Raw genomic sequence first — 6,049 nt, 5'->3', positions numbered from 1 at the left:
AAGGGGGTGTGGGGTGGGTGCGAGACGGACGCGTATGAATGCGGCACTCGTACGCATGGATCGTCTCCCGCGCCGGCCCTAGCTTCGACGTCATGACGATCAAGAGCGCACAGCCCGCGAAGGCGACCACGAATGAGCAGCCGGCGAAGACGACCCCAAACGCACAGCCCGCGAAGACGCCCCCAAACGCACAGCCCGCGACGATGAAGGCCGCCCGCATCCACGAGTTCGGCGGCCCCTCGGTGATCCGCCACGAAGAAGCTCCCCGGCCGAGGCCGGCCGCCGGTGAGGTCGTTGTCCGGGTCGCCGCGACCTCGTTCAACCCGACCGAAGCGGCCCTGCGGCAGGGGCTGTTGCAGCGATTCCTGCCGGTGGAACTGCCGTACGTCCCGGGCTGGGACGTCGCCGGCACGGTGACCGAACTCGGCCCGGACGTCACCGGCTTGGCGGTCGGCGACCGGGTGCTCGGACGCGTGGACGGCGCGGGCGGAGCCGCCGAGTACGTACGGGCTCCGGCCGCCGCTCTCGTGCCGGCACCCGCCTCGATCCCGCTCGCACACGCGGCGGCCCTGCCCGTCGCAGGGCTCACCGCATGGCAGGCGGTGTTCGAGCACGGGAAGGTCTCGGCCGGTCAGCGCGTTCTGGTCAACGGAGCGGGAGGAGGTGTCGGAGGTCTTGTCACACAACTGGCCAGGCACGCCGGAGCTCACGTGGTCGCCACGGCAGGTCCGCGCAGCACCGATGCCGTGCGGCGGCAGGGGGCGGACGAGGTGATCGACTACACGGTCACGCCGGTGGCCGAGGCGCTCGCCGGCCAGGTGGACACCCTCCTCAACCTGGTCCCGCTCGGCCCGCAGGACGCCGCGGCCCTCGTGCCGCTGGTGCGGCCGGGCGGCCGGATCGTCTCGATCGCCACCCCGGTCGAAGCGGGCCCGGAGGTGACCGCCCTGCACATGGTCGCCCGCAACGACCCCGCGGACCTGGCGGCCCTCGTCGCCCTGGTGGACGCGGGCACGGTCGCCGTGGACATCAGCGGCACGTACCCGCTGTCCCGCCTCGCGGAGGTCCACCGCCTCGGCGAGGCAGGCCGCATACGAGGAAAGGTCCTGGTCATCCCAGGGGCATGACGCCGTTCGTCCCGGGCGCTCGACGTGATCGCTCACAGCGAACGCCCCCTGGGGAACATTGAGCGGCGCACAAGCATTGAGTCGGCATAGCTCAACTTGAATGCCGAAGGGGAGATCATGGCTTCGACGTCCGCACCGCTCACCCTGCCCGTCCTGCCGCTCGACGACGAGGTCGTCCTGCCCGGCATGGTCGTCCCGCTCGACCTCAACGATCCGGATGTACGCGCCGCGGTGGAGGCCGCACAGGCCGCCGCGCGCGGCCAGACCGGTAAGCCACGCGTGCTCCTCGTGCCGCGCATCGACGGCACGTACGCCGGTATCGGCGTGCTCGGCACCGTCGAGCAGGTCGGCCGCCTCGCCGACGGCGACCCCGGCGCCCTGATCCGGGCGCGGCGGCGGGTGCAGATCGGCGCAGGGACGACCGGTCCCGGCGCGGCCCTGTGGGTCGAGGGCACCCAGGTCGACGACAGCGACCCCGATCCCCTGCCGGGTGCCGTCACCGAACTGGTCAAGGAATACAAGGCCCTTGCCACCAGCTGGCTGCGCAAGCGCGGCGCCTGGCAGGTCGTCGACCGCGTCCAGCAGATCGACGACGTGGGCGCGCTCGCCGACAACTCCGGCTACTCGCCGTTCCTGTCCACCGCCCAGAAGGTCGAACTCCTGGAGACCACCGACCCGGTGGCCCGCCTCAAGCTCGCCGTCCAGTGGCTCAGCGAGCACCTCGCCGAGCAGGACGTCGCCGAGTCCATCGCCAAGGACGTCCAGGAGGGCGTCGACAAGCAGCAGCGCGAGTTCCTCCTGCGCCGCCAGCTCGAAGCCGTACGCAAGGAGCTGCGCGAGATCAACGGCGAGAGCGAGGGCGAGGAGTCGGACGACTACCGCGCCCGCGTCGAGGCCGCCGACCTGCCCGAGAAGGTACGGGAGGCCGCGCTCAAGGAGGTCGACAAGCTGGAGCGGTCCAGCGACCAGTCCCCCGAGGGCAGTTGGATCCGCACCTGGCTCGACACGGTCCTGGAGCTCCCCTGGAGCGAGCGGACCGAGGACGCGTACGACATCCAGGGCGCCAAGTCCGTGCTCGACGCCGAGCATGCGGGCCTCGACGACGTGAAGGAGCGGATCACCGAATACCTGGCGGTGCGAAAGCGGCGCACCGACCGGGGCCTGGGCGTGGTCGGCGGGCGACGCGGAGGTGCCGTTCTCGCGCTCGTCGGCCCGCCCGGTGTCGGCAAGACCAGCCTCGGTGAGTCCGTCGCGCACGCGATGGGGCGCAAGTTCGTGCGGGTCGCGCTCGGCGGCGTACGGGATGAAGCGGAGATCCGCGGTCACCGCCGTACGTACGTGGGCGCGCTGCCCGGCCGGATCGTCCGCGCCATCAAGGAGGCCGGGTCCATGAACCCGGTCGTGCTCCTCGACGAGATCGACAAGGTGGGCTCCGACTTCCGCGGCGACCCCGCGGCGGCGCTCCTCGAAGTCCTCGACCCGGCGCAGAACCACACCTTCCGCGACCACTACCTGGAGGTCGAACTCGACCTCAGCGACGTGGTGTTCCTCGCCACCGCCAACGTCCTCGAAGCGATCCCCGAGGCGCTGCTCGACCGTATGGACCTCGTACGGCTCGACGGCTACACAGAGGACGAGAAGGTCGTCATCGCCCGCGACCACCTGCTGCCGAGGCAGCTGGAGCGCTCGGGCCTCAACGGCGACGAGGTCACGGTCGAGGAGGACGCGCTGCGCAAGCTGGCCGGCGAGTACACCCGCGAGGCCGGCGTCCGCAACCTGGAGCGTGCCATCACCCGGGTGCTCCGCAAGGTCGCGGCGCAGCACGAACTCGGCGACCGCGAGCTGCCGTTCACGGTCGGCGCCGAGAATCTGCGCGAACTCATCGGCCGACCGCACCACGTCCCCGAGTCCGCCCAGGACCCGGCCGAGCGGCGCACTGCGGTGCCGGGCGTGGCGACGGGTCTCGCGGTCACGGGAGCGGGCGGCGACGTCCTCTTCGTCGAGGCCTCGCTCGCCGACCCGGAGACAGGCGCGGCGGGTCTGACCCTGACCGGTCAGCTCGGCGACGTGATGAAGGAATCGGCCCAGATCGCGCTCTCCTTCCTGCGCTCGCACGGCGCGGAACTGGAGCTCCCCGTGGCCGACTTGAAGGAGCGCGGGGTGCACATCCACTTCCCCGCGGGCGCGGTGCCGAAGGACGGTCCGAGCGCCGGCGTCACCATGACGACCGCGCTCGCCTCGCTCCTGTCCGGACGCCTGGTCCGTACGGATGTGGCGATGACCGGCGAGGTCTCGCTGACCGGGCGGGTGCTGCCCATCGGCGGCGTGAAGCAGAAGCTGCTCGCCGCGCACCGGGCGGGTGTCACGACGGTGATCATTCCGAAGCGGAACGAGGCGGATCTGGATGACGTGCCGGCCGAGGTCCTGGCCAAGCTGGACGTCCACCCGGTGACGGATGTCCGCCAGGTCCTCGACCTGGCCCTCGCCCCGGCGTCCGCGCCGGCGGAGGTTCCGGTCGCGGCGTGACGGACGCGACCGGATGAGGTGGCGGCCCGGGTTCCCGTACGTGGGGGCTCGGGCCGTTCGCTTGAGGGCTCGGGCCGTTTCCTCGGGTGGCGGGCGGACCGGGTGCCTACCCTGACCCCATGGTCAACGACACCGACATGCGCCACCTCCGCCGCTGCATCGAACTCGCCGCCGAAGCCCTCGACGCCGGCGACGAACCCTTCGGCTCCGTCCTCGTCGACGCCGAAGGAAACGCCCGCGCCGAGGACCGCAACCGCGTCGCCGACGGCGACCACACCCGCCACCCCGAGTTCGCCCTCGCCCGCTGGGCCGCCGAGCACCTGACCCCCGAGGAGCGCGCCGGCGCCACCGTCTACACCTCGGGCGAACACTGCCCGATGTGCTCCGCCGCCCACGCCTGGGTCGGCCTGGCGCGCATCGTGTACGTCGCCTCCTCGGCCCAGCTCACGGGCTGGCTCCGGGAACTCGGCGTACCCCAGGGCCCGGTGGCCGCACTCCCCGTCAACACCGTCGCCCCGAACGTCACCGTCGAGGGCCCGGTCCCCGAACTCACCGAACAAATCCACGCCTTGCACGTGAAGCTGCACACCGGCGCGTAGCCGGGCGGGGTCGGCGCCGCCCGGTGGCACACGAACACCCGGGCAGCGTTGATGCGTTGCCCGGGTGCCGAAGGCGGGAGGTGCGGCGGAAGGCTAGCCGTTGGCCAGCGCCACTACGCGGTCGAGGGCTCCGTTGAACTTGTTGTGGTCACCCACGATCGGTCCGGAGGACGTGTACTGCCACATCGTGTAAAAGCCCCAGCCGGCCGGCAGCGTGCCCGGTGTCGTGTTGTAGCGGGCGATCCAGAGCGGGTTGGTCGCGCCGAAGCCGCCGTAGTTGCCGGTGCACTGGGTCCACCAGCTCGTCGCCGTGTAGATCACCGCGTCGCGGCCCGTGCGGGCCTTGTAGCGGTTGAGGAAGTCGCGGATCCACGTGACCATCGCGGACTGGCTCTTGCCGTAGCAGGCCGCGCCGTAGGGGTTCCACTCGATGTCGAGGACGCCCGGAAGGGTCTTGCCGTCGCGGGACCAGCCGCCGCCGTTGTTGACGAAGTAGTCGGCCTGCGCGGTCCCCGTGGTCGTGTCGGGCGTGGCGAAGTGGTACGCGCCGCGGATCATGCCGACGTTGTACGAGCCGTTGTACTGCTGCGCGAAGTAGGGGTTCTTGTAGTACGTCCCCTCGGTGGCCTTCGTGTAGGCCCACTTCACTCCGCTCGACCACAGGGACGCCCAGTTGACGTTGCCCTGGTGGCTGGAGACGTCGACGCCCTCGGTCTGGACGGCGCGGCTCTCGCGGGGGAGACCGCCCTGGCCGTCGTGTGCGATGACGCCCTGGCCCATGCGGGCCTCGCCGCGGGCGGGTTTGTCGGCGATCTCGGCGGCCTGGGAGGTGGCGGGCAGAGTGATCAGGAGAGAGAGGACGGAGAGGAGGATCCCGGCCGCGGTGACGCGGGAGCGGTTGCTCGACCGACGAGAGGTGCGAGGAGTGCGGGTGATGCGAGTGGTGAGGCGAGTGGTACGGGGTCTTCCGGGTCTGTGCACGGACATGTGCGTGCCTCCGAAGGCCTCGTGGAGCCCGACGACGGGGCTCCGGTGGGGGGATCTGTCGACATGTCGCCCAGGTGGGGCGTGAACATGTCACCAATGAAGCTACGCAGCAGGACTCGCGGGTGGGAAGAGGGCCTTGGGGCTGCCGTTGGTCTACGCCTGCGAAATACTGGCCGAGCTGCGGCAACGGCCGCGGTTGGCAGAAACTTTCAGTATCGGAAAGCGTTTCATGGCCTCTGAAGTGCACGACCGCGGAGACGACTCCGCGCGCCCCGTCCCGCCGGAAAGTGGTGTGGACCACGAATTCCTCGCTCTGGAGCGGGAGTTGACGGTGTTTCTGCGGCGCGCGCGGGCCAGTTCCGGCGAGATGGCGCGTGCGGTCCACCCGGAGCTCGAACCCGCCGCGTACGGCCTGCTCGTACGACTGGACGAGGGCGGTCCGCAGCGGGCCACGGAACTCGCCGCGTACTTCGGTGTCGGCAAGGCCACGATGAGCCGTCAGCTGCGCGCCCTGGAGGACCTCGGTCTGGTGGCGCGCGAGCCCGATCCGGCGGACGGGCGGGCGGCGCTGGTGCGCCTGACGGAGGAGGGGTGCGACCGGTTCCGCACCGTGCGCGGTGCGCGGCGCGGGCGCTATGTCCGCCAGCTCGCCGGCTGGGACCGCGCCGAGGTCGCCGAACTGGCCCGGCTGCTGCACCAGCTCAACGCGGGCGGCGAGCAGTAGCCCCTCCCGAGGTGCAGCTAGGCCCCACCCGAGGCGCGGCTACAACTCCACCCACACCACCGTCGCATCATCGTGCGGCTTCCCGC

The 6,049-nt window shown here is 71.2% G+C and carries 5 protein-coding genes; 4 read left to right on the top strand and 1 reads right to left on the bottom strand.

Annotated elements, in window-relative coordinates; genetic code table 11:
• Positions 1 to 92 precede the first annotated feature (92 nt).
• The 3 genes from G6045_RS38625 (at position 93) to G6045_RS38615 (ending at position 4,252) form a co-directional block, all read left to right on the top strand.
• A complete protein-coding gene (locus G6045_RS38625; protein WP_328708064.1) occupies positions 93 to 1,127 on the top strand; it encodes an NADP-dependent oxidoreductase in 1,035 nt (344 codons plus the stop codon).
• Positions 1,128 to 1,244: 117 nt separating this feature from the next.
• Positions 1,245 to 3,653, top strand: a complete 2,409-nt coding sequence (lon, locus tag G6045_RS38620; protein WP_165336918.1) for an endopeptidase La — start codon at positions 1,245 to 1,247, stop codon at positions 3,651 to 3,653.
• Between the two features lie 119 nt (positions 3,654 to 3,772).
• Entirely contained in the window at positions 3,773 to 4,252 is a 480-nt protein-coding gene (locus tag G6045_RS38615; RefSeq protein ID WP_165336917.1) for a nucleoside deaminase, read from the top strand.
• 93 nt (positions 4,253 to 4,345) lie between these two features.
• Here G6045_RS38615 and G6045_RS38610 read toward each other — a convergent pair whose 3' ends face one another.
• Entirely contained in the window at positions 4,346 to 5,239 is an 894-nt protein-coding gene (locus tag G6045_RS38610; protein WP_165336916.1) for a lysozyme, read from the bottom strand.
• 229 nt (positions 5,240 to 5,468) lie between these two features.
• On the opposite strand from G6045_RS38610, the gene G6045_RS38605 reads away from it, so the two are divergent.
• Positions 5,469 to 5,963 carry a MarR family winged helix-turn-helix transcriptional regulator gene (locus tag G6045_RS38605; RefSeq protein WP_165336915.1) on the top strand — a complete coding sequence of 165 codons (495 nt, stop codon included), beginning with the start codon at positions 5,469 to 5,471 and terminating at the stop codon, positions 5,961 to 5,963.
• Positions 5,964 to 6,049: the final 86 nt, after the last annotated feature.

The sequence above is a fragment of the Streptomyces mesophilus genome (genome assembly GCF_011044995.1).
Classification (GTDB): domain Bacteria; phylum Actinomycetota; class Actinomycetes; order Streptomycetales; family Streptomycetaceae; genus Streptomyces; species Streptomyces mesophilus.
Note: the sequence above shows the minus strand (reverse complement) of the source record. Positions and strands in the feature narration are given on the sequence as shown.

What these genes read in the sequence shown, in the direction of transcription:
- G6045_RS38625 (WP_328708064.1), top strand. Translation starts at nt 93, where the DNA reads ATGACGATCAAGAGCGCACAGCCCGCGAAGGCGACCACGAATGAGCAG.
- lon (WP_165336918.1), top strand. Translation starts at nt 1,245, where the DNA reads ATGGCTTCGACGTCCGCACCGCTCACCCTGCCCGTCCTGCCGCTCGAC.
- G6045_RS38615 (WP_165336917.1), top strand. Translation starts at nt 3,773, where the DNA reads ATGGTCAACGACACCGACATGCGCCACCTCCGCCGCTGCATCGAACTC.
- G6045_RS38610 (WP_165336916.1), bottom strand. Translation starts at nt 5,239, where the DNA reads ATGTCCGTGCACAGACCCGGAAGACCCCGTACCACTCGCCTCACCACT.
- G6045_RS38605 (WP_165336915.1), top strand. Translation starts at nt 5,469, where the DNA reads ATGGCCTCTGAAGTGCACGACCGCGGAGACGACTCCGCGCGCCCCGTC.